At 70.8% G+C, this 25,991-nt stretch carries 20 protein-coding genes, 1 pseudogene and 1 riboswitch; of the genes and pseudogenes, 10 read left to right on the forward strand and 11 right to left on the reverse strand.

Going from position 1 to position 25,991, the window contains the following annotated elements:
• Positions 1–33 precede the first annotated feature (33 nt).
• Positions 34–774: a bleomycin resistance protein gene (locus IEY79_RS19585; RefSeq protein ID WP_189108825.1), complete on the forward strand. Its 741-nt coding sequence runs from the start codon at positions 34–36 to the stop codon at positions 772–774.
• 23 nt (positions 775–797) lie between these two features.
• On the opposite strand, the gene IEY79_RS19590 is transcribed toward IEY79_RS19585, so the two are convergent.
• Complete coding sequence (locus IEY79_RS19590; protein ID WP_189108826.1) at positions 798–2,255, reverse strand: aldehyde dehydrogenase family protein; 1,458 nt, start codon at positions 2,253–2,255, stop codon at positions 798–800.
• A 214-nt stretch (positions 2,256–2,469) separates the two neighbouring features.
• Positions 2,470–3,351, reverse strand: coding sequence for a Sco1979 family transcriptional regulator (locus IEY79_RS19595; RefSeq protein ID WP_189108827.1), 882 nt, complete (start codon positions 3,349–3,351; stop codon positions 2,470–2,472).
• Between the two features lie 336 nt (positions 3,352–3,687).
• Between IEY79_RS19595 and IEY79_RS19600 the strand changes: the two genes are divergently transcribed.
• Positions 3,688–4,182 (forward strand): ATP-binding protein, encoded by a 495-nt coding sequence (locus tag IEY79_RS19600; RefSeq protein WP_189108828.1) that lies wholly within the window; start codon positions 3,688–3,690, stop codon positions 4,180–4,182.
• Between the two features lie 110 nt (positions 4,183–4,292).
• Here the strand turns inward: IEY79_RS19600 and IEY79_RS19605 are convergent, their stop codons facing one another.
• Positions 4,293–4,529, reverse strand: a complete 237-nt coding sequence (locus tag IEY79_RS19605; RefSeq protein WP_189108945.1) for a DUF397 domain-containing protein — start codon at positions 4,527–4,529, stop codon at positions 4,293–4,295.
• Between the two features lie 267 nt (positions 4,530–4,796).
• On the opposite strand from IEY79_RS19605, the gene IEY79_RS19610 reads away from it, so the two are divergent.
• A complete protein-coding gene (locus tag IEY79_RS19610; RefSeq protein ID WP_189108829.1) occupies positions 4,797–5,288 on the forward strand; it encodes a hypothetical protein in 492 nt (163 codons plus the stop codon).
• A 66-nt stretch (positions 5,289–5,354) separates the two neighbouring features.
• On the opposite strand, the gene IEY79_RS19615 is transcribed toward IEY79_RS19610, so the two are convergent.
• Positions 5,355–6,593: a DUF2786 domain-containing protein gene (locus IEY79_RS19615; protein ID WP_189108830.1), complete on the reverse strand. Its 1,239-nt coding sequence runs from the start codon at positions 6,591–6,593 to the stop codon at positions 5,355–5,357.
• Between the two features lie 221 nt (positions 6,594–6,814).
• Here IEY79_RS19615 and IEY79_RS19620 point away from each other — a divergent pair, with 221 nt between their 5' ends.
• Positions 6,815–7,381, forward strand: a complete 567-nt coding sequence (locus IEY79_RS19620) for a sugar O-acetyltransferase (RefSeq protein ID WP_189108831.1) — start codon at positions 6,815–6,817, stop codon at positions 7,379–7,381.
• A gap of 48 nt (positions 7,382–7,429) precedes the next feature.
• Here the strand turns inward: IEY79_RS19620 and IEY79_RS19625 are convergent, their stop codons facing one another.
• Positions 7,430–8,344 carry an NADP-dependent oxidoreductase gene (locus IEY79_RS19625; RefSeq protein ID WP_189108832.1) on the reverse strand — a complete coding sequence of 305 codons (915 nt, stop codon included), beginning with the start codon at positions 8,342–8,344 and terminating at the stop codon, positions 7,430–7,432.
• A gap of 203 nt (positions 8,345–8,547) precedes the next feature.
• Here IEY79_RS19625 and IEY79_RS19630 point away from each other — a divergent pair, with 203 nt between their 5' ends.
• Together IEY79_RS19630 and IEY79_RS19635 are read left to right on the forward strand one after the other, a co-directional pair.
• Positions 8,548–10,239 (forward strand): bifunctional 3'-5' exonuclease/DNA polymerase, encoded by a 1,692-nt coding sequence (locus tag IEY79_RS19630; protein ID WP_189108833.1) that lies wholly within the window; start codon positions 8,548–8,550, stop codon positions 10,237–10,239.
• 233 nt (positions 10,240–10,472) lie between these two features.
• The gene (locus tag IEY79_RS19635; RefSeq protein WP_189108834.1) at positions 10,473–10,874 is read left to right on the forward strand and encodes a VOC family protein; all 402 of its coding nucleotides are present in this window, start codon (positions 10,473–10,475) and stop codon (positions 10,872–10,874) included.
• Between the two features lie 70 nt (positions 10,875–10,944).
• On the opposite strand, the gene IEY79_RS19640 is transcribed toward IEY79_RS19635, so the two are convergent.
• Complete coding sequence (locus tag IEY79_RS19640; RefSeq protein ID WP_189108835.1) at positions 10,945–12,510, reverse strand: glycoside hydrolase family 3 protein; 1,566 nt, start codon at positions 12,508–12,510, stop codon at positions 10,945–10,947.
• Positions 12,511–12,716: 206 nt separating this feature from the next.
• A riboswitch (cobalamin riboswitch) is annotated at positions 12,717–12,946 on the forward strand.
• Positions 12,947–13,171: 225 nt separating this feature from the next.
• On the opposite strand from IEY79_RS19640, the gene metE reads away from it, so the two are divergent.
• Entirely contained in the window at positions 13,172–15,493 is a 2,322-nt protein-coding gene (metE, locus tag IEY79_RS19645) for a 5-methyltetrahydropteroyltriglutamate--homocysteine S-methyltransferase (RefSeq protein ID WP_189108836.1), read from the forward strand.
• Positions 15,494–15,561: 68 nt separating this feature from the next.
• Here the strand turns inward: metE and IEY79_RS19650 are convergent, their stop codons facing one another.
• From IEY79_RS19650 to IEY79_RS19665, 4 genes and pseudogenes are all read right to left on the reverse strand, one after another.
• A complete protein-coding gene (locus IEY79_RS19650; RefSeq protein WP_189108837.1) occupies positions 15,562–16,203 on the reverse strand; it encodes a GNAT family N-acetyltransferase in 642 nt (213 codons plus the stop codon).
• Positions 16,204–16,305: 102 nt separating this feature from the next.
• Complete coding sequence (locus tag IEY79_RS19655) at positions 16,306–18,744, reverse strand: FtsX-like permease family protein (RefSeq protein WP_189108838.1); 2,439 nt, start codon at positions 18,742–18,744, stop codon at positions 16,306–16,308.
• 56 nt (positions 18,745–18,800) lie between these two features.
• Positions 18,801–19,535, reverse strand: a pseudogene (locus IEY79_RS19660) (ABC transporter ATP-binding protein); the annotation flags it as partial.
• Positions 19,532–20,056: a PadR family transcriptional regulator gene (locus IEY79_RS19665; RefSeq protein WP_189108840.1), complete on the reverse strand. Its 525-nt coding sequence runs from the start codon at positions 20,054–20,056 to the stop codon at positions 19,532–19,534. The pseudogene IEY79_RS19660 and the gene IEY79_RS19665, both read right to left, overlap by 4 nt.
• 181 nt (positions 20,057–20,237) lie before the next feature.
• On the opposite strand from IEY79_RS19665, the gene IEY79_RS19670 reads away from it, so the two are divergent.
• Positions 20,238–22,853 carry a polysaccharide lyase family 8 super-sandwich domain-containing protein gene (locus IEY79_RS19670; protein WP_189108841.1) on the forward strand — a complete coding sequence of 872 codons (2,616 nt, stop codon included), beginning with the start codon at positions 20,238–20,240 and terminating at the stop codon, positions 22,851–22,853.
• Between the two features lie 462 nt (positions 22,854–23,315).
• Positions 23,316–23,912, forward strand: coding sequence for a nitroreductase family protein (locus IEY79_RS19675; RefSeq protein ID WP_189108842.1), 597 nt, complete (start codon positions 23,316–23,318; stop codon positions 23,910–23,912).
• 58 nt (positions 23,913–23,970) lie between these two features.
• On the opposite strand, the gene IEY79_RS19680 is transcribed toward IEY79_RS19675, so the two are convergent.
• A complete protein-coding gene (locus IEY79_RS19680; RefSeq protein WP_189108843.1) occupies positions 23,971–24,774 on the reverse strand; it encodes an AfsR/SARP family transcriptional regulator in 804 nt (267 codons plus the stop codon).
• A gap of 181 nt (positions 24,775–24,955) precedes the next feature.
• Here IEY79_RS19680 and IEY79_RS19685 point away from each other — a divergent pair, with 181 nt between their 5' ends.
• Complete coding sequence (locus IEY79_RS19685) at positions 24,956–25,987, forward strand: helix-turn-helix transcriptional regulator (RefSeq protein WP_189108844.1); 1,032 nt, start codon at positions 24,956–24,958, stop codon at positions 25,985–25,987.
• The last annotated feature ends 4 nt before the right edge of the window (positions 25,988–25,991 follow it).

Consider the following 25,991-nt stretch of genomic DNA (forward strand, 5'->3'; position numbering starts at 1 on the left):
CCTTTCTATTCAACTTTGACTAGACTACTCGACATGACAGAGAAGACCATCCCGCTCCTCCCATGTCAGACCATCCAACCGGTAGTCGATTTCTACACAGCACTCGGCTTCGAGATCACCTTCATACAGAAGAGCCCTTACGCGTACGCGGTCGTCGAGCGCGGCGACGTGGAGTTGCAGTTCTTCGGGATGAAGAAGTACGAGCCCACCGAGTCGTTCAGCGGTTGTTACGTACTGACCGACGACGTCGAGGGGATGCACACCGCCTTCCGTGCCGGGCTCAAGGCCGCCTACGGGAGGATCCCGACCCGCGGGCTGCCCCGGATCGGTCCGGTCAAGGACATGTCGTACGGCGTGCGCCAGTTCCTCATGACGGACCCGGCCGGCAACAGCATCCGGATCGGGCAGCCGAACGATCCCGGGAGCGACGGGCACCACCAGCCGCCTCCCAAGGAGCCGTACGCGCGCGCCCTGCACCTGGCGCTGGCCTTCGCCGACTCGAAAGAGGATCTGGGGGCCGCCGTGAAGGTCCTCGACCATGCCCTCAAGGAGGCCGAGGCGGCCGACAGCGCACCGCCGACCCCCGTACAGCTCTACCGGCTGCTCGTCCTGCGCGGCGACGTCGCGGAGCGTCTGAACGACATCGAGGAGGCCGGCGGCTTCCTCGGCCGGGCCGGTGCCGTCGAACTGACGGAGGAGCAGCGCGCGGTGGTGGGTGACGACATGAAACGGGCCGCGGAGCTGCTGGAGTCGCTACGGCACCAAGAGCCCTAGGTCGCGGCAGCGGCGGCCGGGCCTCAGAACGGGAAGGCCGAGCGCCCGTACTGAACGGAGATCCACTTCTGGGTGGTGAAGGCGTCGACCATCGACTCCGCGTTCAGCCACTCCGCGCCGGAGTGCTTCTCGCCGCCGAACGGAACGATCGGCTCGTCGTGGCCCGTGCCGTCGTTGATGTGGATCATGCCGGTGTTGATCCGCCGCGCGACGCGCACGCCACGCTCGACATCGCCGGTGTGGATGGAGGCGCTCAGCCCGCACCGTGTGTCGTTGGCGATCCTGACCGCCTCGTCCACGCTGTCGAACGGCAGCAGGATCGCGACCGGGCCGAGTATCTCCTGGGCCAGGACGGGCGAGTCGGCGGCGATGCCGGTCAGCACGGTCGGCGAGACGAGATTGCCGTCGACCCTGCCGCGCACCAGCGCGGTCGCACCCGCCTCCACGGTCTCCTCGACCTGCGCCGCGACGATGTCGGCCTGCTGCGAGCTGATGAGCGGGCCGATGACCGTCTTCGGGTCGGACGGGTCGCCGACGGTCAGCGTCCTGACCTTGGCGACGAACTTCTCGGTGAACTCCGCCTGGACCGTGCGGTCCAGGAGGATGCGGTTCGCCGCCATGCAGACGGGACCCTGGTACGCGTAGCGGCTGAAGACCGCCGCGTTGACCGCGTAGTCGACATCGGCGTCCGCGAGGACGACCAGCGCGCTGTTCCCGCCGAGATCGAGCACGGAGCGCTTGAAGTTCTTGGCGCAGACGACGGCGACGTGCTGCCCGACCCGGTCGGAACCGGTGAAGGAGATGACCTTCGGTATCGGGTGCTCGATCAGCGCGTCGTCGATCTCGGCGATGTCGGTGATGACGACGTTCAGCAGCCCGGCCGGCAGGCCCGCGTCCTCGAACACCTTCGCCACCAGGGAACCGCCGCAGATCGGGGTGTTCTGGTGCGGCTTCAGTACGACGGCGTTGCCGAGCGCCAGTGCCGGTGCGACCGACTTGAGGGACAGCAGGAAGGGGAAGTTGAAGGGGCTGATGACACCGATCACGCCGACGGGCCCGCGGTGGACCCGGTTCTCCGTGCCGTCCACCGGGGAGGGCAGTATCCGGCCTTCGGGGCGCAGCGTGAGCTGGACGGCCTCGCGCAGGAGTTCCTTGGCGAGACGCAGCTCGAACGCGGCCTTGAGGCGCGTGCCACCGAGTTCGGCGATGATCGCCTCGGTGATGTCCTCCTCGCGGTCCTCGACGATGCGCAGGACGCTCTCGAAGACGCGCCGCCTGGCGTAGGGGTTGGTCTCGGCCCAGCCGACCTGTGCGCGCTCGGCGGCCCGGTACGCCTGGTCCACCTCGTCGGCCGTCGCCACCGCGATGGACGCCAGCTTCTCGCCGTTGTAGGGATTGAAATCGATGATGTCCCACGAGCCACTGCCGGGCCGCCACTCGCCGTCGATGTACTGCTGGTCGAGTTCGGCGAAGAAGGACATATGATCCCTAACCTCAGAACCGGAAAACTGATGTCACGTCATCATACTTACGCGGCATCAGAGTGAAGGCCCTTCGAGAACGCCGGTGCCGATAGGCGCCGATAACCGTATGGCCCCCCGGCTTCGGTCGATTGCGGTCATTCCCAGTCATCTTCTGTCATTCACGGTCACGCAAAGTCGACTTCGGCTTCGGCTTCGGTCGACCACGGATTGTTCAGGAGAGTTGCAGCAGACCTCTCAGCAGGTCACGGCTCTCGGCCGGGCCGAGGCTGTCCTCGTGCAGCCGCGTCATCACCCGCTCGTACTGGGTGACTTCCTCCTGCTTGTCGAGATACAGCGCACTGGTGAGCTGTTCCAGGTAGACGAGATCCGAGAGGTCGGACTCGGGGAAGCGCAGCATCGTGAAGGCGCCGCTCTCGCCCGCGTGCCCGCCGAAGCTGAAGGGCATCACCTGGAGCGTGACCGTCGGATGCTCGGAGATCTCGATGAGATGGGACAACTGACCACGCATCACCGACCGGTCGCCGTACGGGCGGCGCAGCGCGGCCTCGTCCAGCACCGCGTGGAAGCGCGGGGCGCGCTCGGAGACGAGCACCTTCTGGCGCTCCTGGCGCAGCGCGACGCGGCGGTCGATCTCGGCCTGGGGTGCGTTCGGCATGCCACGCTTGACGACGGCGTTCGCGTACGCCTCGGTCTGCAGCAGGCCGTGGACGAACTGGACTTCGTAGATCCGGATCAGCGAGGCGGCGCCTTCGAGTCCGATGTACGTCTGGAACCAGCCGGGCAGCACGTCGCCGAAGCTCTGCCACCAGCCGGCGACGTTGGCCTCGCGGGCGAGACCGATCAGGGACCCTCGCTCCATCTCGTCGGCGACTCCGTAGAGCGTCAACAGGTCCTCGATGTCCCTGGACTTGAAACTCACCCGCCCCAACTCCATACGGCTGATCTTGGACTCCGACGCACGGATCGAGTAGCCGGCCGCTTCACGAGTGATGCCGCGCGACTCACGCAGGCGCCTCAGCTGCGAGCCCAGCAGTATGCGCCGCACCACGGATCCGCCCGGTTCGACTGCGGTCACGTCTCCTACCCTCCCCATACGGTCCATCTCCCACTATTTCTCCCACGACAACCCCGGAGCACCCCCGAACCCTGAGAGCCGGATTGTGCCATCAAACGCATCACCCCGTACTCATTCGATTACAGAAATGAGAAGGCTTTGGGAAGAGGGAGAAAGTGGTCGGGAGAAGAAATAAACCGGAACACCACATCCTGGGCTAAGTCGGGCACGTGCACGTGCATCTGCCCTTGCATCTGCTCTACGCATTGGGAACCATGGTCCTCGCCGCACCTGCGTGCTCGTTCGTGTTTGACGTGTTGTGACGCTGTACCACCGCAGTATCGCTACGGCCGCGAATCCCGGGGAGTGCCTCGCATGGGGACGAATGGATCGACCGTGCTCGAGCCGTTAAGGCAGGGGCTTCCGCCGATCGATCCCGCAGCCGTCTCCACCTCGGCGTCATGCGCGCTCCCGGCCCGCTACGAAGCGGTACGCGGGGCACGACAGTTCACCCGGACGACACTCTGCCAGTGGGAACTTGACGACCGTTTCGACGATGTCGCGCTGGTCGTGTCCGAACTCGTCACCAACGCGCTGCGGCATGCCCTCCCCTCGGACACACCGCGCGAGGCCCAGGAACCGCCCGTACGGCTGCATTTGATGCGCTGGACGACCCGGCTGGTGTGCGCGGTGCGCGATCCCAGTTACGCGGGCCCCACCGCGCGCGAGTCGGACGAGGACTTCGCCGCGGAGTCCGGCAGAGGGCTGTTCCTGGTGGAGTCGTTCAGCGATACATGGGGCTGGCATCCGCTCGCCGGCTCACTGCACGGCAAGGTGGTCTGGGCGCTGTTCCGGCTGCCGACCGAATGAGGACGGGTGTCGGAGCACGGGCGGTTGACGGCGAGCGGGTCGACAGCGGGCGCTTGACGACGTGCGGTTGACGGCGGGCAACCGGCCGCCCATGGCCTGAGAGCTCGGTCTCAGGCCGTCAGATGATCGAATTCCCCGTCCTTCACACCCGCCAGCATGGCCACGATCTCGGCCCGGGTGTACACGAGGGCGGGTCCTTCGGGGTGGCGTGAATTCCGGACCGCCACCGACCCCCCGGGCAGTTTGGCGAACTCGACGCAGGAGCCCTGCGAATTGCTGTGCCTGCTCTTCTGCCAGACGACTCCGTGAAGCTCGGTGGCCGCCATGCCGTTGTACGCGTGGTGCACAGGACGCTCCCCGAGTTGCATGGTGCAGGTGTCAACTAGCTCGGATCATAGCTGTGTTCACATGCCAATGCATGAGCAGATGCACGTGCACGCGGGGTGTTCCCTTGACTACAGACTCCCGAACCTTTGCCTCATTCATTGAGACGAACGGAAAGCCCTTTCGGTGCCACGGTTTCACGGACTCGTCCGGAACTCGTCGGCCCAGATCTGTCTTGATGCCGTCCTGGTAGCTTGGCGCGGTCGTGAGAACTGAAGGGGGACTTACACGTGCACAAGATCGTACGATCCAGCGTCGCGGCGGCGGGACTCGTGGTCGCGCTCACCCTCACCGGCTGTGGCGACAGCGACGGCGGTGACGACTCCGCCAAGGACAAGGCCTCCAGCGCGCCGGCCACGAGCGAGCCGGCCGCCGGTGCCGACGAATCCACCCCGGCCACCGGCGGAACCGCCGACGGCCTCGAAGGCACCTGGGCCGGAATGACGGAGGGCAAGGCTGTCGCGCTGTCCGTCAAGGAAGGCCAGGCGGCTCTCATCGCCGGCGAGCACATCTGCCAGGGCGATGTCCAGGACATGGGCGGCGAGCCGATGCTCTCGCTGAAGTGCGCCGACGGAAACACCGAACGCACGATGGGGTCGATCGACTCCAACGACGGGAAGAAGCTGGTGCTTTCGTGGGAGGGCGGCGCGAAGGACAGCCTCGCCAAGACAGAACCGGGTGAACTGCCCGAAGGGCTGCCGACCGATATTCCGGTGCCGTGACGGATACCGCTTTCTCCTCTTGAGGGCGTCGGTTCACGTGAACCCGGCGCCCTCATAATGAGGAGGTCACGTCCGGCCTGAGCCGGTCACCCGGGCCCGGTCCGCCGCCGCCGTGCCGTGCGCCCATCCTTCGCCGTCGGTCACGCCGCGCACCCTCGTCCGTACGGTCTCGGGGAACATCCGCTCCGCGCGGTCGGCGACCGCCACCTCCCGTGCCGCCAGGACGGGCAGCAACCGCCCTCCCCCGCCGGCCGTCAGAGCGCGGCCACCGGTGTCCGTACCGGCGGTTTCGGCACCCGCGGCGTCTGCTGTGACCTGCTCCGCGGCGGCCGCGAGCCGCTCGCCGATCCGGTGGGCGTACGCCATGAGGAACGACTGCCGGAAGGTCTTCGTCCGCTTGCGGCCCGACGCGCGCTGAGCCGCCTCCGCGCGGGTCATCGCGGCCGTCCCCTGCACGAGCAGCGACGTGTGCAGCAGCTCGACCACCTCCAAATCCGGCTCAAAACCGACCACGGTGGAGAAGCCGAAAGCGCTGCTCCATACCGAACGGCAGCGGTTGGCGGACGCCACGGCGTCGAGCAGGATCGCCTTCGCCGTCTCGTACGGCGCGTCCACCCCGATCCGGCAGGCGCCCGGCACGTCGCCGCGGTGCGCGCGGTCGGCGAGCAGCGCCTCGTCGATGCTGTGCCGAGCCATCAGCTCCTGCGCCTTGGCGCTCAGGGCCTCGGCCTCCTCGGGGAAGTCGGTGCCCTCCGCCTTGGCGAGCAGGGCGCGGATCCGGGTGAGCATGCGCGGTTCGCCGTCGGCGGCCGGGAGGTGGACGGGCGTGCCCGGGACCGGCCCCACGGCCTCGATCGCCGGGAGCCCGAGAAGGAGCCGGTACAGCTCCAGTGCGGTGGTCGCGTACGAGAAGCGGTCGGCGGACCGGGGCGCGGTCCCGGCCTTGCGGTCGGCTTCCAGGTCCGCCGCGATGTCAGCGAGCTGGGCGTGCCAGCGCGGGGCGACCCGTGCGTACCGGACCGCCTCCGTGGCGATCAGCTCGGCGACGAGACGCACGTGCGTCTCGTCGAGGTCGCGGCGGACAAGCCGTACGACGTCGGCGGGCTGCCAGCCGCGCTCCCAGGCCCGGCGCAAGAACCGCTCGCCCCGTCGTCGCAGTTCGGCGTCGGCCGCCGGATCGGCGGCGAGCAGCGACGCGCCGGTGTCCAGGCCCCGGCCGCCGTCCGCCTCCGGGTCCGCGTAGAGCGCGGCGGCGAACGCCCGGTCGACCGCGCCTGACGCGCCCGGCGTACCTGGACCTGGCATGGAGCCTTCTCTCCTCGTCCCTTGATCGACCGGCCCCTCGCCGTCGTGGGGACGGGCCGCATCCATGGTCCCAGAAGACGACTTATCCACAGGCTGTGCATATCGAACTACTGCACTACCTGCACGATCACCGCTCTGTCCACAGGTGAGCGGGTTCCGGTACACGATCCGGCTCGCCGACCTACCGTGGTGGAACTCGCGACGAGAGGACACGGACACGCATGGGCGGGAACAAGAAACTGATGCTGGCGGGCGAGTGGTATCTGCCCGACGACGAGGAGCTGGCGGCGGAGTCCCGGCGGCGGGCGGACCTGTGCTCCGCGTACAACGGGACGGACGGGCGCGGGCTGCCCGACGCGGAGGGACGCGAGCGGATACTGGGCGAGCTGCTGGGTTCCGTGGGTGAGGGTGTACGGATCCGGCCCCCGTTCAACTGCGACTTCGGCACGTACATCAGCATCGGCGCCCGTACGTTCATCAACTTCGGCGCGGTCTTCCTCGATCCCGCGCCGATCAGCGTCGGCTCCGACGTCCAGATAGGCCCGAACGTGCAGTTGCTCACGCCGACCCACGAGCTCGACACCGAGCGCCGCCGGGCGGGGTGGGAGCGGGCGTCGCCCGTGACCATCGGCGACAACGTCTGGCTCGGCGGCGGCGTCATCGTCTGTCCGGGCGTGACGATCGGCGAGAACACGGTGGTCGGCGCGGGATCCGTGGTGACGAGGGACCTGCCGGCCGGGGTCCTGGCGGTCGGCAATCCGGCGCGGGTGATTCGCGAACTGAAGTAGGCCGGGCGACCTCATCGGGGGCGACCTCCCCTGAGGGCGCCCGTCAGCTCACGGCTTGATGATCAGCTTGCCGCGTGTGTGGCCCGATTCGCTCGCCGACTGGGCCTGGGCCGCGTCGGCCAGGGGGTACGTCCGCGCCACCAGGACGCGCAGGGTGCCGTCCGTCGCCTGGCGGGCCTGCTCGGTGAGGCCGGCGCGGCTCTCCTCGTGGGTGGAGCCGCCCGAGGAGAACGGCACCCCGTGCTCCGGGGCCGTCGGGTCGGCGATCGTGATGACGCGCTCGGTCGTGCCGCCGCGCAGGGTGATCGACTCCGGCAGCACGCCCTTGCCCGCCGTGTCGAAGACGGCGTCCACGCCCTGGGGGGCGGCGGTGCGGACGCGCTCGACCAGACCGTCGCCGTACGTCACCGGGGTGGCGCCGAGCAGCCGGAGGTAGTCGTGGTTCGCGGGTGAGGCGGTGCCGATGACCGTCGCGCCGCGCGCCGCCGCGAGCTGTACCGCCATGGACCCGACCGATCCGGCCGCGCCGTGGACGAGGAGGGTGTCGCCCTCCTTGACGGCGAGGTCGTCCAGCACGCGCCGGGCGGTCTCGCCGGCGACGGGGATGGCGGCCGCCACGTCCCAGCTCAGGCCGGCCGGCTTGGGCACGACGACGGAGGCCAGCGTGTACTGCGCGTACGCACCGCCCACGGACCAGCCGAGGACCTCGTCTCCTACGGAGAGTCCGATGACACCGTCGCCGACCGCGTCCACGACTCCCGAGAACTCGCTGCCGGGGACCGCGGGGAATTCCGTAGGGAAGACCTCCGCCATCCAGCCATTGCGGATCTTCACATCGGCCGGGTTGACCGCCGCCGCCCGTACGGACGCGCGGATCTGGCCGGGCCCTGGTTCCGGTTGGTCGATGTCCGTGAGCTGAAGCACCTCAGGACCGCCGAACTCGTTGAAAACGATCGCCCGCATGTCAGCCTCCGTAAGTACGAACCCGTCGGCGCCGCGGGGCGCTCCTCGCCGCCTCCTGGGCGATGCCGACACGGTTCATCAAGTTTCATGACGTATGAGTCATGTCGATGGTCTCTGTCCGGAGCCCTGTCCGCCTCTCGAATGTTCCGCCCGGGTCGGTTCGCACCGGCCCGTTGTCAGACCCGGCTGGGAGACTCGGACGCATGATCGGGCGGTGGGCTCTGGCCCCGGCGGAGGGCGGCGGCGCGTGGCTCGCGCCGCTGGGCGCGGACGCGCGCCCGGCCGGTCCCGTGCTGCGCGAGCCCGATCTCGTCGAGGCCGTCCGGGCACGGCTGCCGGAGGTGACGCGGTGGGTGTGGCGGTCCAGCGCGGAGCTGCTGCCCCGGCTGCTGGCCGCCGGGGTCCGGGTGGAGCGGTGTTACGACATCGAGGCGGCGGAGCTGCTGCTGCTCGGCCACGAGGGGCGGCTCGGGGAGCCCCGGTCGGCGGCGGCCGCCTGGGCGCGGCTGCGACACGGGCCCGTACCGCCCGATCCGCCGCAGCGAGCCGCCGAACCGGGTTCGCAGTCGTCGCTCTTCGAGCCGAGGGCGGGGGCGGACGTGCCGTTCGACGCGCTGCTGGAGGTCTACGCGGAGCAGCAGCGGAGGCACGGGGCGGCGGAGCATCCGGACCGGATGCGGCTGCTGACGGCCTCGGAGTCGGCGGGGATGCTGGTGGCCGCCGAGATGCACGGCGCGGGGCTGCCGTGGCGGGCGGACGTGCACCGTGCGCTGCTGGACGAGCTGCTGGGTGAGCGGTACGCGGGCGGGGGCGAGCCCCGGCGGCTGGCCGAGCTGGCCGATCAGGTCTCGGAGGCGTTCGGGCGGCGCGTACGGCCCGATCTGCCGGCCGACGTGGTGAAGGCGTTCACCCGGGCCGGTTTCCAGGTGAGGTCGACGCGGCGGTGGGAGCTGGAGGAGATCGACCATCCGGCGGTCGCACCGCTGATCGAGTACAAGAAGCTGTACCGCATCTGGACGGCGCACGGCTGGAGCTGGCTCCAGGACTGGGTGCGGGACGGCCGCTTCCGGCCGGAGTATCTGCCGGGCGGTACGGTCTCGGGCCGCTGGACGACCAACGGCGGCGGCGCGTTGCAGATCCCGCGGGTCATACGGGGAGCGGTCGTCGCCGACGAGGGGTGGCGGCTGGTGGTGGCCGACGCCGACCAGATGGAGCCGCGGGTGCTGGCGGCGATCTCCCGGGACCGGGGGCTGATGGAGGTCGCCGGGCACGACGACGATCTGTACAAGGTGCTGTCGGACCGGGCGTTCTCCGGCGATCGCGCGCAGGCGAAGCTCGCGCTGCTGGGCGCGGTCTACGGCCAGACGTCCGGCGACGGCCTGAAGAATCTGGCGGCGCTGCGAAGACGGTTCCCCCGGGCCGTGGAGTATGTCGACGACGCGGCACGGGCGGGCGAGGAGGGCAGGCTCGTACGGACATGGCTGGGCCGGACGAGTCCGCCGGCGGCCGGTTCGCAGGACGGCGGCGAGGCGGGGATCCCGCAGGAGTCCGACGAAGTGCCTTCCGGCGACGGCGAGTTCACACCGGGGTACGCGTCGACGAACGCCCGCGCGCGGGGGCGGTTCACGCGGAACTTCGTGGTGCAGGGCAGCGCGGCGGACTGGGCGCTGCTGATGCTGGCGGCGCTGCGGAGCGCGACCGCCGGCATGCGGGCGGAGCTGGTGTTCTTCCAGCACGACGAGGTGATCGTGCACTGCCCGCGGGAGGAGGCGGCGGACGTGGCGGTGGCGATCCGCGAGGCCGGTGAGCTGGCGGGCCGGATCGCCTTCGGGGAGACGCCGGTGCGGTTTCCCTTCACGACGGCGACGGTGGAGCGCTATTCGGACGCCAAGTGAGCGGGGCCCGTTACCGCGTGCGGTCGCACCTCCGGGATCGCCCTCGTAAGGGACGGGACGTACGTGGGTGACCGAAGACGGCGCGACGGGCGCCCGTGCCAAGCACCTTGGACCGGGCGGGACTTTCACAACCCGCCCCGGGGCAATTACGCTCGGCGGTGGGCATCGCGCGTCGGTCACCGGCCGGGTGAGGCGTGGAGGTTCCCGTGAGATGCCTCTGGAGGCATTCCACTGTGTCAGTAGAGTTGAATCACACGATCGTTCACGCCCGTGACAACCGGGCTTCCGCCGAATTCCTGGCGCACATCCTGGATCTGGAGATCGGCACCGAATGGGGCCCCTTCGTTCCGGTCGACACCGGTAACGGCGTCACTCTCGACTTCGCGACCGTCGGTAAGGAGTCGATCACCCCGCAGCATTACGCGTTCCTCGTTCCCGAGGAGGATTTCGACGGGATCTTCGGGCGGATCAAGGACGCCGGAGTCGACTTCTTCGGCGATCCGCACGGAAAGCTCCCCGGCGAGATCAACCACAACCACGGCGGGCGCGGGGTGTATTTCCTCGACCCGGCGGGTCACTACCTGGAAGTGATCACGCAGCCGTACGACAACGTAGTGACGGACCCGGACAAGTAGTCATCTGAGCGTCAACCAGCGGTCCGAGCAAGGGCGTCGGGGGCCGGAAGGCTCCCGACGCCACCGGGGCTCAGCGGCGTCCCGCGAGGAACTCGGCCGCCGCCACCCCCGAGACCCGGGTCGCGCCATGGGTGACCAGGTGCACGGCGCCGGGCGCCGCGCCGTTCGGTACGCCCATCTCCACGACCACCGCGTCGGGCCGGCTCCCCAGCAGCCGCGCCATCGCCGCCGACATCCAGCCGTGCCGCGCCGCGTCACGCACCACGACGACCAGCGAACGCTCGGTCGCCGGGTCCAGCACCTTGCGGTCCAGCAGATCACCGGCCGCCGCCAGGTCGCCCGGCTCCGCCGGGTCACCGGCGCCCAGCAGATCGGCCTCCGTCAGCCGTACGGATGTGGTGCCGGGCAGCAGATCGCTCAGCGGAGCGGCCACGCCCCAGGGGGTCTGCCCGTCGACGGCCAGATTCATCGTCGGCGACAGCTCCACCACGTGCGGCGCGCCGACGAGTGGCAGCACCGAGTCCCGGCCCCGCTCGGTCGACACGCGCAGCGCGCGCCGGGCGGCGACGAGGCCGATGTCGGACGCGGCGTCGTCGGTGGCCACGGCCCGCATACGGCTGCCCGACCAGGCGGCGAACTCGGCGACCCGCGCCGCCGCTTCGTTGATCCGCGCCTCCGGGAGCGTCCCGTCGAGCACGGCCCGCACCAGGGCGTCGGTGAGCTCGTCGAACGTCGCCTCACCGGCGTGCTCGCCGCCGACGCACACCGCGTCCGCCCCGCCCGTGACCGCCCGTACGGTGGCCCCGTCGATCCCGTAGCGCGCGGTGACCGCGCGCATCTCGATGCCGTCCGTCACCACCAGTCCGTCGAAGCCCAGCTCGCCGCGGAGCAGGTCGACGAGGATGCGGGGGCTCAGGGTGGCCGGCAGCTCGGCGTCGTACGCGGGCGCGAGCAGGTGCGCGGTCATCACCACGCGCACGCCCGCCTCCATCGCGGCGACGAACGGCGGCAGCGCGGTGGCGGCGATCTCCTCGGCGCTCGCCGTCACCCGCGGAAGCCCGTGGTGGGAGTCGACGGAGGTGTCGCCGTGGCCCGGGAAGTGCTTGGCGCAGGCGGCGACCCCGGCCGACTGGAGCCCGCGGACCCAGGCGGCGGTGTGCCGGGAGACGACGTCCGTACGGGCGCCGAAGGAGCGGGCGCCGATGACCGGGTTGAGGGGGTTGGAGTTGACGTCGGCGCTGGGCGCGTAGTTGAGGGAGATCCCGGCGGCGTGGAGTTCGCGCCCGATGTCGCGGGCGACGGACTCGGTCAGATCCACGTCGTCCACGGCGCCGAGCGCGAGATTGCCCGGCCGGGATGCGCCGGTCCAGGCTTCGAGCCGGGTGACGTCGCCGGCCTCCTCGTCGATGGCGATGATCAGGTCACGGTTCTCCGCGCGCAGGTCGGCGGTGAGGCGCGCGACCTGCTCGGGGTCGACGATGTTCCGGCCGAACAGGACGACCGAGGTGAGGCCTCCGGCGATTCTGCGGCGGACCCAGTCGGGGACGGTCGCGCCCACGAATCCGGGCTGGAGCACGGTCTCCGCGAGACGCGTCAGTTGCTGGTGACGGCTGCTGGGTCGGCTGCTCGACTCCATGCGGGTCCTCCGAAGACGCGTCGCTCGGCCGGCTCAGCGAACCGCCCTTTGAACTTGGTACAGGCCAATCGGATGTTGGCTTAGACCAATAGGTGTGTCAAGGAGGTATCGGCCTGTCGCGTTGTACGAACTCGACCCGGAAGCTGGTGGATTAGCCCGTTCATGAATATTTGGTAAGGCTTCGAGGGAGCGGATGGACAACGGCTACGCTTGGCGGTGCAGCTGGTCCGTTCCCGTCCGCCGGGCGGGAGCGTCGTAAGAGGGAACCCGGTGAGAATCCGGGACTGCCCCGCAGCGGTGAGTGGGAACGACCGCCGTCATCAGCACTGGGCCCGTGCCGGGCCTGGGAAGCGACGGTCAGTAGGTGTCCGTCGGGTGTCCGTGCCCGGCGGATCTGCCCGCGAGTCCGAAGACCTGCCCGCTGCCCGTACGTGACCGATCGCGTACGGACATCCCGGTGACCCCGTGGGCGGGTCGGCGTACATATCGGTCGGGCAGTGGTGCTGACGCGGGCACGCACGTTCACAGACGTGCAACACACGTATACGCGTACACACACCGGACGCGTGGACTCGCGTACGGAGCAGCCCGCCCGATTCCGTACCCCTTCGTGTCCTCGTTCCGTCCCGGGATCGCAGGACAACTCGCGAAGGAGAGTTCCGTGACAGACAAGTCCGCAGCCGCGGCAGCACTCGCCACCGTGTACGGGTATCCCCGCCAGGGCGCGCACCGCGAACTGAAGAAGGCCATCGAGGGCTACTGGCGGGGCGCCGTCGGCGCCGACACCCTGCGCGACACAGCGGCCGGGCTGCGCCGCGCCAACTGGGAGCAGCTCACCGCCGACGGTGTCGACGAGGTCCCCACCGGCGACTTCTCGTACTACGACCATGTACTGGACACCAGCGTGATGGTCGGCGCGGTCCCCGAGCGGCACCGCGCGGCGGTCGACGCCGACGCGCTGGACGGGTACTTCGCCATGGCGCGGGGCACGCAGGACGTGGCGCCGCTGGAGATGACCAAGTGGTTCGACACGAACTACCACTATCTCGTCCCCGAACTCGGCCCCGCCACCGTCTTCTCCGCCGACTCCACCAAGCAGGTCGCCGAGCTCACCGAAGCCCTCGCGCTCGGCCTCACCGCCCGGCCCGTACTCCTCGGCCCCGTCACCTACCTCCTGCTGGCCAAGCCCGCCCCCGGAGCGCCCGACGGCTTCGAGCCCCTGACGCTGCTCGACCGGCTCCTTCCCGTGTACGCGGAGGTCCTGGCCGACCTGCGCGCGGCCGGCGCCGGCTGGGCGCAGCTGGACGAGCCCGCGCTCGTCGAGGACCGCACCCCGGCCGAACTGGCCGCCGCCGCCCGCGCCTACCACGACCTGGGCGGGCTGACCGACCGGCCGAAGCTGCTCGTCGCCTCTTACTTCGACCGGCTCGGCGAGGCCCTGCCGGTCCTCGCCAAGTCACCCGTCGAAGGGCTCGCGCTGGACTTCACCGGTCCGGCCGCCGCCAACCTCGAAAGCCTCGCGTCCGCCGGCGGACTGCCCGGCAAGCGGCTGGTCGCGGGAGTGGTCGACGGACGCAACATCTGGATCAACGACCTGGAGAAGTCCCTCGCCACGCTCGGCACGCTCCTCGGCCTCGCCGGCCGTGTCGACGTCGCCCCGTCCTGCTCCCTGCTGCACGTCCCGCTCGACGCGACCGCCGAGCACGACATCGACCCGGAGATCGCCCCCTGGCTCGCGTTCGCCCGCCAGAAGAGCACGGAGGTGGCGACCCTGGCCCGTGCCCTGGCCGAGGGCACCGGCGCGATCACCGCCGAACTCGCCGTCAACCGCGCCGCTCTCGCCTCCCGCGCGGGCTCGGCGCTCACCCGCGACCCGGCCGTGCGTGCCCGCGCCGCGGCCGTCACCGGTGCGGACGCCCGCCGTTCGCAGCCGTACGAGGTGCGGACCGCCGCCCAGCGGGCGCACCTGGGTCTGCCGCCGCTGCCGACGACCACCATCGGCTCGTTCCCGCAGACCGCCGATCTGCGCACGGCGCGGGCCGACCTGCGCGCCGGGCGGATCGACACCGCCGTGTACGAGGAGCGGATCAGGGAAGAGATCCGCGACGTGCTCGCCTTCCAGGAGAAGGCGGGGCTCGACGTCCTGGTGCACGGCGAGCCCGAACGCAACGACATGGTGCAGTACTTCGCCGAGCAGCTGACCGGTTACGTCGCCACGCGGCAGGGCTGGGTGCAGTCGTACGGCACCCGTTACGTGCGCCCGCCGGTCCTCGCCGGTGACATCTCGCGGCCCGAGCCGATGACGGTGCGCTGGACGTCGTACGCGCAGTCGCTCACCGCCCGCCCCGTGAAGGGGATGCTCACCGGGCCCGTCACCATGCTCGCCTGGTCCTTCGTGCGGGACGACCAGCCGCTCGGCGACACCGCGCGGCAGGTGGCCCTCGCGCTGCGCGACGAGGTCGACGACCTTGAGGCGGCGGGCACTTCGGTGATCCAGGTCGACGAACCGGCGCTGCGCGAGACGCTGCCGCTGCGTGACGACGACCGGGCCGCGTATCTGGCGTGGGCGACCGAATCGTTCCGCCTCGCCACCGGCGGCGTACGCCCGGACACCCAGATCCATACCCATATGTGCTACGCGGAGTTCGGCGACATCGTCCGGGCCATCGACGACCTCGACGCCGACGTCATCAGCCTGGAGGCGGCCCGCTCCCATATGCGGGTGGCCGGCGAACTCGCCGCCGAGGGCTACCCCCGTGAGGCGGGACCCGGCGTGTACGACATCCACTCGCCTCGCGTCCCGAGCACGGCCGAGGCAACGGTGCTGCTCCGCAAGGGACTTGAGGCGATCCCGGCCGAACGGCTCTGGGTGAACCCCGACTGCGGTCTCAAGACGCGCGGCTGGCCGGAGGTCCGTACGTCGCTGGAGAACCTGGTCGCGGCGGCCCGCGAGATCCGGGCGGGTCTGCCGACGGCGGACTGATCCACGGCGCGGTGGGTGCGGCCCGGGGCGTACGTCCCGGGCCACACCCACCGGCCCACACCCACCGGTCAGAGCCCGAAGAGTGCCAACGTAGGCTCCAGGCCGTGCAGTTCGACCGGGACGGTACGGTGCGCCTCCCACCCCGCTCGGTCCAGGCGCAGTCGCCGGAAGGTGCGCGCCTCGCCCCGTACAGACAGCACTTCCAGCCCGTCCGGGTGGTAACCGAGCTTCTCCGAGACCCGCAGCGAGCGCGCGTTGTCGGTCATCGCGGCCGATGTCACGTACCGCGCGCCGAGCCCCTCGAACGCCAGGTGCAGCACGGCCGCCCGCATCTCGGTGCCGATGCCGCGCCCCTGGTACGTCTGCCCCAGCCACGAGCCGGTGACCGCCTCGCGGGTCACCGCGAAGTCGTTCGCGCCCACGTCCTGGCGGCCGACCACCTCACCCTCGCTGCGGACGGCCAGGCTCAGCGTCCAGGCCCCAGGGGTCCAGGCCGCCACGGTGCCGAGCAGATGCTGGAAGGTCGACCGGCCGCGTTCCCCCGGGGTCCCGTCCGTCCACGGCACGGAGAAGGGCATCTCGTCCTCGTCGTGCACTCCGGCGGCGGCGACGGCCGCCAGGTCGGACAGCGTGTCCAGATCCGGGAGCCGGAGTTCGAGGCGGGGCGTGGTGATCCGCAGGCCGTACAGGGGCCAGACATGAGGTTCCATAACGGGAGCCTGCCGAACCCGCCACCGGCGCGTCGACCGAATTACCCGCCGGATCACCCGCCGTGGTGATCCGGCCGACGTCCCTCCCGCCCGGCCCGCCCCTTACTCCGTACGCAGCCCCTCCGGCCGCATCATCCGCCACAGCGGTGGCAGGCTCGCCAGCGTCACCAGCAGGATCACCGACGCGCCGACCACCGCGTACGGGACGAAGACCCACCAGTCGTCGATCGATCTCCCGATGATGCCCAGCATGAAGTCGCCGAGGACGAGCCCGCCGGCGATCGCGAGGCCCGTGCCCAGCACCACCGGCACAGCCGTCTGCCAGAGCACCGACCACGCCAGCGTCGCGCGCCGGGTACCGAAGGCGACCAGGACGGACAGCAGCTTTCTCCGCTCGCGCAGTTGCTCGATCTGCGAGACGAGCATGCTCGCGGCGATCAGCATCATCGTGAGGGTGCCGCCCACCTGGAGGCCGCTCTGCACGCTCCCGTACTGCTTGTCCCGTTCAAGGTTCTTGAGCGCGCGGACCCGCAGCGTGGGGTCGATGTCCGCCGCCGTTCCGCGTACGTACTCGGCCGCGTCCGGCACCTTCCCGTCGACCTTGATGGAAGCCGTAGCCGTGGCCCCGGGAAGTCCGCGCGGGCCGAGAGCGCCCGGCGTGACGAGGATGCCGTCGTGCACGTCGCCCATCGGATCGGGGAAGGCGGTCACCGTCCGGGCCGACCTGGGGAGCGTCCACAGCACGGGCTTGCCCTTGCCCTCCCCGTAGTCCCCGGTCAGGTCGATCTCCTTGCCGGGCACGGCGGCCTCGTCCGTACGGGCGTTCTGCTCCGCCACCCCGGCCACGCCGACCTCCTTGGCCGCCCTGGAGTCGAGGTGCGCCACGAACGCGTCCCCGTCCCGGCAGGAGGGCAGCTCGGCGATGTCCTTCAGCGTCGCGCAGGATCCCACCGTGAGGCTCGTGGTCGGCTGCCAGCCCTGCTCGGTGGGGGCGCCGGTGGCGACCACATAGGTCTCGACCGTGCCGATGACGTCGGAGACCCCCTCGGTGTCGCGGAAGTCCTGGATCATCCGCTCCGCGAGAGCGGAGTCGCCGTACTCGCCGGAGACATAGAAGTCCGCCCGGTCCGTGTCCTGTCCCGTGAGCTGGAGGAAGTCCTTCTGCATGGCGCCGAACATCATCTGCAGGGCGATGGCGCCCGCCACCGCGACGGTGATGCCACTCACCGCCCGCGCCGCCGTACCGCTGCTCAGCTGAAGCCTTCGGGTGGCCAGTTGCCAGGGCACCGGTCCGCCGCGCAGCCGCGAGACGACCGCTTCGACGAGCCAGGGCAGCAGCCCGGCGAGTCCGATCAGTACGCACGCGGCGCCGACGGCGATGGGAAACGGCCCGACCGATGTCGTCGCCTCGTCGACGCGACCGGTCGTCGCCAGGATGGCGATGCCGATGACGGGAAGCAGCAGCCGCCACCAGAGCCTGCGGCGGCGCAGACCCGTGTCGCGTACGACGCCGAGCGGTTCGATGGCCACCGAACTCAGCGCGGCCTGGGTGACCAGGACCGCGGCGAGGGGTACCGCGAGCACGACGAGCAGGGCCAGCCGGGGCTCCGGGACCACGTCGGAGGGGAAGGCGCTGAACCCCCAGAGCCTTACATGACCCGCCACCTGACGGCAGATCAGGAAGATCGCGGCACCGACGGCCAGCCCGGCCACCGTCCCGAACAGGGCCTCCCCCGCCGCGATCCGCCGTACCGTCCTGGCGTCGGCGCCCACCAGCCGCAGCGCCGCCAGCCTGCGGTCCCTGCGCTCGCCGCCGAAGCGGACGGCGGTGGCGATGAAGATGCCCACCGGCACCAGCAGCACGACGCACATCAGGATGACCAGCACCACGAGCAGCGGATTGAACGGTGTGGCGGACGCCTTGTGGCCGTAGCCGGACGACCGGATACCGGCGGCGTCGACGCTCAGCGTCGAACTGCCCGCGTAATAGCGCAGATCGCCGGGGTCGACGAGACCCGGGTCCCCGATCGTGCCGACGATCCGGTCGTCCAGGCGCTGCGCCAGCAGCGTGCCTTCGGACGACGCGAGCAGATCGCGCAGCGCGGGTGAGACGACCATCTCGCCGGGGCCCGGGATCTTCGCGACACCCGGCGGCGGCGGCGCGTCGGCGCCCTCCGGGCGGAGCAGCCGGCCGCTCACCGGGTCGCCGCGGTATTCGGTGCCCGCGTCGGCCCAGACGAAGGTGTCGGTGCCGCCCCCGCCGACGGCCTGCGAGGCGGCGGACGGGATGTCCAGCGCCTGGCTCCTGGCCTCACGGGCGTCGAGGATCCGCGGTACGGCGGCGGCGGCGAAGAGCAGCGCGACGCCGAGGCCGACGCCGAGCGCGGTCAGCGCCGTACGGGTCCACCCCTCGCGCCCGCCGGAGACGGCGAAGCGCGTGCCGAGGGCGAGGTCCCGCGCCCAGGCGCGGATACCGGTGGGAGCGGTGGCGGTCGCCGGGCGCGGGGGGAGCGGGGGCGCCTTCCGGTCGAGGAGCGTCATGCCGCGTGCCCCACGCCGCCGCTTCGACCGCCTGGGCCACCGGGACCGGCGCCCCCGACGTAGGCGTCCATGTCGCGCGTGCGCCCGTCCCGTACGACGACCTCCCGGTCCGAGTACGCGGCGACCCGCACCTCGTGCGTCACCAGGACGACGGCCGTGCCCGCCGATCGCGCCGCGTCGGTCAGCAGCTCCATCACACGCTCACCGTTGAGCGAGTCGAGCGCGCCCGTCGGCTCGTCCGCGAAGAGCAGACGCGGTGAGGTGACGAGCGAGCGGGCGACGGCTATGCGCTGCCCCTGACCGCCGGAGACCTCACCGGGGCGCTGGGCGCGTACGTCGGTGACCTCCAGCCGCTCCATCCACTCCAGCGCGATCCGCTCGGCCTCCTTGCGGCGGGTGCCGCTCAGGCGCAGCGGCAGCGCCACGTTCTCCAGGCAGGTCAGCTCCGGCACGAGCTGGCCGAACTGGAAGACGAAGCCGAAGTCCGTGCGGCGTAGCGCGCTGCGTGCCCTGTCGGACAGTTCGGTGAGGTCGCGGCCCTGGTAGCTGATGGTCCCGGAGTCGGCGGGCACGATGCCGGCGAGACAGTGCAGCAGCGTCGACTTGCCGGATCCGGACGGGCCCATGACGGCGACGATCTCGCCGGCGTGGATCGAGAACGAGGCGCCGTCGAGAGCGGGGGTGGCGCCGTACGACTTACGCAGGTCGTACGCGGCGAGCAGCGAGCCCGCGGGGGCCGCGGGAGTGGTGGAGGACGCCGCGGGGGTGGAGGTGGGGGGCGTGGCGCTCATCGGCGTACTTCCTCGGCGAGCTTGTCCAGGCGGGCGGCGGTCAGTTCCAGCCAGCGCAGGTCGGCCTCGAGGTGGAACAGCGCGTGGTCGCAGATCAGCTGATCGGAGAGATCGCCGTGCCGCTTGCGCTCGGTCAGGACGCGCATCAGCCGCAGATGCTCGGCGCGCTGCGTGTCGAGCAGATCGGCGGCGCTGCGCCCGGTGAGCAGCGAGATGACGACCTTCGTGTAGAGGGTCGACTGGAGATACGGCTCCGGCTTCTCCGGCTGCGCGAGCCAGCGCTCGACATCGGTGATGCCGGCTTCGGTGATCGCGTACCGCTTGCGCTCGGGTCCCCCGCCGGCCTCTATGCCGTCGACCTCGACGAGCCCGTTCTTCAGCAGCCGGGACATGGTCGAGTAGACCTGCCCGTAGTGCAGGGGGCGGTCGTGGCCGAAGGAGTCGTCGAAGGCGCGCTTGAGGTTGTAGCCGTGCTGAGGGCCGGATTCGAGGAGCCCGAGGAGGGTGTGACCGATTGACATGGCGAACACTCTACACACGACGTATACATGGTGTGTATAGCGGTGTCATAACGAACGCCCGCCCCACCGGCCACACGGGACCACCCCTGCCACGGCCACCGATTCATTGACAGGCACAACCCCGGTTGTTTGGATGCGGCAAGCGCTTTCTGGCCACGTTTGCCGAGTTTGGAGCACTGCCTTGCAGCTCTCGCGCCGCACCCTGCTGACGATGTTGCCCGCGTCCGCCCTGCTCGCCATGGCCGCGCCCTTGCGTGCTCAGGCCGCCGGCCGGCCGGTGAGTTCGAGCGGCGCCGACCGGGCCGACCCGGCCGCCGACCACGCCGCGGTCCTCGCCAACGCCCTCGCGATCCTCGCCGGCACCGCCGAGTCCAACGCCCGCCCCGAGGTGGGACCCAAACTCGCCGCCATCGCGTCGACGGCACGCGCCCGCCTCACCGCGCTGGACGGCGCGGGCCCCGGGGAACTCTTCAAGGGCCTCCCCCTCGGCACGAGCGACGCGAACCTCAACACCTCGTACCAGTACCTGTACGAGATCGCCCTCGCCACCCGCGTCCCCGGCCCCGCCGCCTCGGACCTCCGCGACGACGTGAGCGTGCAGCGGCGCGTCATCGACGGCCTGACACGGCTCCACGACACGTACTACGGCGACCAGTCGAAGGGCTACTACGGCAACTGGTTCAACTGGGAGATCGGCATATCCGCGAGCGTCAGCAAGACCCTTGTCCTGCTGAAGGACGAACTCGCCGCCCACCGGCCCGATCTGGCCGCCACGTATCTCGCCTCGATGGACGCCTATCTGCGCAACGGCAAGGACGGCGACGTCGACCTCGACTCCCGCTTCCACACCGGCGCCAACCTCGCCGACATCACCACCAACCGGATCCTCCAGGGCGCCGTCACCGGCGACGACGCCCGCGTCACGAAGGCCGTCGCCGACCAGCTGACCGTGTACGCCACCGTCGATCCGTACCAGCCGCGGCACGGCGTCACCGACGGCTTCTACGCCGACGGCTCCTTCATCCAGCACGACTCGGTCGCGTACACCGGCTCGTACGGCAAGGTCCTGCTCACCCGCGCCGTGCAGACCGTCAAGATCCTCAAAGGCACCGACTACATCGACACCGCCGATCTGGTGGCCGTCGTGCAGGGCTGGGTCGCCGACGGGTTCGCGCCGCTCGTCTTCGAGGGCTGGATGATGGAGGTCGTCAAGGGCCGCGGGGTGTCGCGGACGGCGACGGGCTACACGGACGTGGCGGTCGTCGTGGAGGCCGTGGTCGACCTCTCGGGACACGCGACGGACTCCGACGCCGGCGCGCTCAAGGGGTATGTGAAGTTCGTGCGGCAGACGTCGAAGGCGGCCCTCGACCCGGCCGTCTTCGTCTCGCCGGTCAGCGTCGCCCGCTACGCCGACATCCTCGCCGACACGTCCGTACCGGCGCGGGACCTCGGGGACGCCGAGAGCCACACCGCGTTCAACGCGATGGACAAGACCGTGCACCGGCGGCCCGGTTACGCGTTCGCGCTGGCCCGCAGCTCCGACCGGATCAGCAAGTACGAGTACATGAGCGGCGAGAATCTGATGCCGTGGTTCCAGGGCGACGGCGCGCACTATCTGTACCTCGCCGGTCAGGACCAGACGCTCGCCTTCGGCGTCGACTACTACACGACGGTCTCTCCCTACCGGCTGGCCGGTGTCACCGCGCCGGTGGAGACCCGCGGGACGATCCCCGAGCTGTACGGCACCGCCTGGTACGACAACCCGGACCGCGGCTTCACCTCGTCGTCGGAGTCGCAGAACACCTACGTCTACTTCCCGCGCGGCACCAACTCCCTGTCCGGCGGCGCCCGTCTCGGTACGTACGGCGCGGCCGGGCTCGTACTCGGCGACGACGTCGCGTACGCCGCGAAGCAGGCCGGCGAGCTGCCCGAGGACTTCGTCGCCTACCGGAACGCCGCCGCGACCAAGTCGTGGTTCATGTTCGACGAGGAGATCGTCGTCCTGGCGGCCGGCGTCGGTGACCCGGCGGGACGCGCGGTGACGACGACGCTCGACAGCAGGATCGCCGCCGCGTCGGACGCCGTCACGGTGACGGGGCGGCTGCGGGACGGAACGCCGTGGTCGGGGGGTGGTACGGCTCCGGGCCCGGTGTCCTGGCTGCGGTACGCGGACGCCGGGCAGGGGGTCTCGGTCGGGTACGTCTTCCTGGACGGGGAGCGGGGCGGGGACCGCGGGGGCCGTCCCACGGTCGCGCTGGACACCGTCACCAGGAGCCGTCGTCTCGTGCGTACGTCCAACCCCGACACCCCCGTCACCAAGCGGGTGTTCTCGCTCTCGGTCGACCAACCGGCGGGCGCCCGGCGCCTGTCGATGGCCCACGCGCTCGTACCGAACGCCACGGAAGCGCGGTTGAAGGCGTACGCGGACGGGCGAGGGCACGGCCGGGGTCCGCTGTCCGTCATCGCCAACACCACGCGCGTCCAGGCCGTCGAACACCGCGGCCTGTCCCTCCTCGCCGCCAACACCTTCACGCCGGGCACCCATCGCGCGGGCCTGCTGTCGATCGAGGGCGCCGCGTCGGTGCTGCTGCGGACGTCGCGCGACGGCACGGTCTCGATCGCGGTCTCCGACCCGACGATGGAACGGAGCACGGTCTCGGTCACCCTGCGGGGCCGCCGGCTGCGCGCCGTGTCGTCCGACGACGGGGTCCGCGTCCGCAAGGTGCTCGGCGGCACCCGTGTCGACGTCGACACCCACCAGGCCCACGGCGGCAGCCTGACGGCACGGCTGCGCTAGGGCCTTTCGTTCGGATCGGGCCGGATCAGGGAGCGGCGGCCGGTGCGGTGCATCGCGAGGCGGAGGATCGTCGTTGTGGAAGGCCCGGGCGTACTTGAACGACTCCGACAACGCGGCGAGGTGCCGTGCCAGCGTCGCGGGCCGGGCGGGACTTTGAAGACACCACCTGGAGGCCCCGGTCCCGGGTCGGTCCCCCGCCGGCCACCGGGCGACCGACCGGAGACCGGGCCGGGACCGACGGCTGGTGCAGGGTGTGACGTGTCCGGTCCGTGCGGCGGCGCAGCCCGCAGGGACCGGGGGGCCCGGCAGGTCCGGGTGCCGTAGGTATGGAGAGTCCCCTACTCGGGGGAGTTCACGCCGTCCGCCGTGGGAGCTGTCCCGCCCCGGCGGCCGGCGTGCGCGGGGCTCCGCGCCGTACGGCCGGAGGACCGGCCTGGGAATGTGACGGGGGGGGAGGGAAGGATGCGAGCCGAGTCTGCGCCCACATCCCCGAAGCCCGCCCCCGACCAGCGGCACGCGGGGCTGAGCCCGCTCGACGAGATGCTCCGCGGCCGCCGTCCCGTACGCGGGTTCACCACCGAGCCCGTCGAGGCGCGGACACTCTCCGACGTCCTCACACGCGCCCGTCTCGCGCAGGACAGCCAGTGGCCGCAGCCCCGCCACGGGGCCGCCACCAGACTGCGGACCGTGGTGGCGGCCGATCATGTGCGGGCGCTGGAGCGGGGGTTGCACCTCTGGGACGCGGACACGGGATTCAGCCCGCTCAGGAGTCCCGGCCCCACGTCGCCCGACCTCGTCGCGCGGTTGGCCGACGCCTACACCCCCGCGCCCGTCCATGTACTGATCTGCGGCTCGCCCCGGAACGCCGACCCCGCGGCGTACTCCGGTCTTCTGGTGCGGGCCGGCACGCTCGGTCAGGCGGTGTGCCTCGCGGCCCGCGCGCACGGTCTCGACTGTTCGCCCTGGGGTGGTGCGAGCCACGAGGTCACCCGGGCGCTCCAGGGTGCGGCTCCGGGGGACCGGCATCTGTTCACACTGGCGCTGGGAATCACGTACTGAGGCGTCCTGAGGCGACGTACGGAAAAACCGCCCCGCCGGGAACAACCGCCCGCCCGGATCAGCCGACGAGACGCAGCCGCGCCGACGCCGTCTCCGTGGTGCTCGCGCACTCGACAGCCACTGCCCCGCTCCCGCCGAGCAGTTCCTGGTGTGCCCGCCGCAGCGCGTCCCCCGGCTCGACGCCCAGCTCACGGACGAGGTTCCGGCGGGTGTCCGCGTACACGGCCAGGGCCGCGCCCCGCAGACCACAGCGGTGCAGCGCGACCATCAACAGCGCCGCGACGCCTTCGTCCAGGGGGTGTTCGGCCGCCAGCTCCGACAGCTCGGGTGCCACCTCGCTGTGCCGGTCCAGTCCCAACTTGACCTCTATCCCGGCGAGTTGGACCAGCAGCCGCTCCCGGCCCAGCATCTCGCGGCACTGCGCCGCCCAGGTGCTGTCCACGTCCGCCAGTGCCGTGCCCGTCCAGTCGCCCAGCGCCGTACCGAACGCGTCGTTCGCCTCGCACAGATAGCCGCGGCGTACGGCGTCCCGGGCCAGCGCGACCTGTGAGCGGAATCGGTGGACGTCGACCTCGGCCGGATCCACATCGAGCAGATAGCCGCCGCGCAGCCGTACGAGCCGGTGGGTGTGGCCCGCCACCTCCAGGCCCCGGCGCAGCCGCTTCGCGGCCGTGTAGATCGAGTCGCGCGGATTGTCGGGGAGTTCGCTCCCCCAGATGCGTTCCATCAGTACGGCGTCGGTGACCACGGTGCGCGGCTGCCAGGCCAGCGAGGCGAGGAGGGCGCGGGCACGGGCGGACGGCAGTGGAAGTGTGCGGCCGCGGTCGGCCAGTTCGATCAAGCCCAGAAGCCGAACGTTCATTGTCTCCCTCTCGCCCGAACGCACCCTTTCGCCCGTCCCCGCTCGGAGGGCATGTCAGCTGGATCTGCCCCGTCGAGACGCGGGCGGCCGGTGAGAGGTTAGGCTGTCTGGTTCCGCGGCCCCGATCAAGAAATACGGCTGCTCAGACGTCGGAAGTTCCGGGATTTGAAGGCGTAAAGCGATGACGGCCGAGACGAATCCGAAGGCGACAAAAAGGGACGAGAAACAGAAAACGAATCGGGTCGAGGCCGAGGTCGAGATCGACTCGATTCTGCCGCCCGAGGCACGGGCGCTCTACGCGCGCCTCATCGCGGGCGAGATCGTGTCGGGGGACGTACCGGGCGTGGAATCCCTCCTCGCGCTCGGCGCCGTCATGGAAGAACCGCTCGGCGGCTACGTTCCCGTGAGCCTGGACCGGCTGGAGCGCCGGCTTCGCGCGTCCGTGCAGGACGAACTCGCGCGGACAGCACGGCGGTTGGAGGAGATCCCGGCGCTGCTCGACGAACTGCGCTCGCACCAGCCGTCGGTGGCCGAGGCACTGCGGGCCGGGTCCCGGTACCTCACGGGGGTCGAAGCCACCAACCGTCAGATCGGTGAGGCGGCGGAGGAGGCCCGCGAACTGCTCGCCGCCCAGCCCGGAGTCCGTACGCGGCGCGTCCTCACGCAGGCGTTCAACCGCGACCTCGCCGCGCTGTCCAGAGGCGTCGCGCTGCGCACGCTGTACCACGTGAGCGCGCGCACCAATCCCGACGTACGGGAGCGGGTGGCCGTCATGGCACCGAAGGGCGCGCTGTTCCGCACCCTGGCGAGGCCGTTCCTGCGCGTGCTCGTCTTCGACCGGAAGGTCGCCTTCTTCTCCGACCATCTGGAGGGACGACCGGACTCCGCGGGCGCGTGGATGGTCCGGGACCCGGCGGTGTGCGCGTATCTGGCCGAGTCCTTCGAGCAGGAGTGGACCCTCGCACAGGAGTGGCACGCCCCGGAGCGGTCCGGGGAGGGCACCACGGGCCGAACCGTCAGTACGCAGCTCCAGCGCACGATCCTGCGCGCGCTGGTCGCGGGGCAGGACCAGCAGCAGATCGCGACGGCGCTCGGCTACAGCTCGCGCACCATCAACGTCCATCTGACCAATCTGCGGGCCGAGTTGGGCTACGAGACGGTGTACCAGCTCGTCCACTGGTGGGCGACCTCGCCCGAACGCGACCTGGACTGACCGC

Source organism: Streptomyces camponoticapitis, assembly GCF_014646115.1.
Classification (GTDB): domain Bacteria; phylum Actinomycetota; class Actinomycetes; order Streptomycetales; family Streptomycetaceae; genus Streptomyces; species Streptomyces camponoticapitis.

Bases quoted from the DNA above. Each gene is read 5' to 3' on its own strand.
- IEY79_RS19630 (WP_189108833.1), top strand. From the start codon at position 8,548: ATGATCGGGCGGTGGGCTCTGGCCCCGGCGGAGGGCGGCGGCGCGTGG.
- IEY79_RS19595 (WP_189108827.1), bottom strand. From the start codon at position 3,351: ATGGGGAGGGTAGGAGACGTGACCGCAGTCGAACCGGGCGGATCCGTG.
- IEY79_RS19590 (WP_189108826.1), bottom strand. From the start codon at position 2,255: ATGTCCTTCTTCGCCGAACTCGACCAGCAGTACATCGACGGCGAGTGG.
- IEY79_RS19620 (WP_189108831.1), top strand. From the start codon at position 6,815: ATGGGCGGGAACAAGAAACTGATGCTGGCGGGCGAGTGGTATCTGCCC.
- IEY79_RS19655 (WP_189108838.1), bottom strand. From the start codon at position 18,744: ATGACGCTCCTCGACCGGAAGGCGCCCCCGCTCCCCCCGCGCCCGGCG.
- IEY79_RS19585 (WP_189108825.1), top strand. From the start codon at position 34: ATGACAGAGAAGACCATCCCGCTCCTCCCATGTCAGACCATCCAACCG.
- IEY79_RS19625 (WP_189108832.1), bottom strand. From the start codon at position 8,344: ATGCGGGCGATCGTTTTCAACGAGTTCGGCGGTCCTGAGGTGCTTCAG.
- IEY79_RS19675 (WP_189108842.1), top strand. From the start codon at position 23,316: ATGCGAGCCGAGTCTGCGCCCACATCCCCGAAGCCCGCCCCCGACCAG.
- IEY79_RS19665 (WP_189108840.1), bottom strand. From the start codon at position 20,056: ATGTCAATCGGTCACACCCTCCTCGGGCTCCTCGAATCCGGCCCTCAG.
- IEY79_RS19685 (WP_189108844.1), top strand. From the start codon at position 24,956: ATGACGGCCGAGACGAATCCGAAGGCGACAAAAAGGGACGAGAAACAG.
- IEY79_RS19615 (WP_189108830.1), bottom strand. From the start codon at position 6,593: ATGCCAGGTCCAGGTACGCCGGGCGCGTCAGGCGCGGTCGACCGGGCG.
- IEY79_RS19650 (WP_189108837.1), bottom strand. From the start codon at position 16,203: ATGGAACCTCATGTCTGGCCCCTGTACGGCCTGCGGATCACCACGCCC.
- IEY79_RS19680 (WP_189108843.1), bottom strand. From the start codon at position 24,774: ATGAACGTTCGGCTTCTGGGCTTGATCGAACTGGCCGACCGCGGCCGC.
- IEY79_RS19600 (WP_189108828.1), top strand. From the start codon at position 3,688: ATGGGGACGAATGGATCGACCGTGCTCGAGCCGTTAAGGCAGGGGCTT.
- IEY79_RS19640 (WP_189108835.1), bottom strand. From the start codon at position 12,510: ATGGAGTCGAGCAGCCGACCCAGCAGCCGTCACCAGCAACTGACGCGT.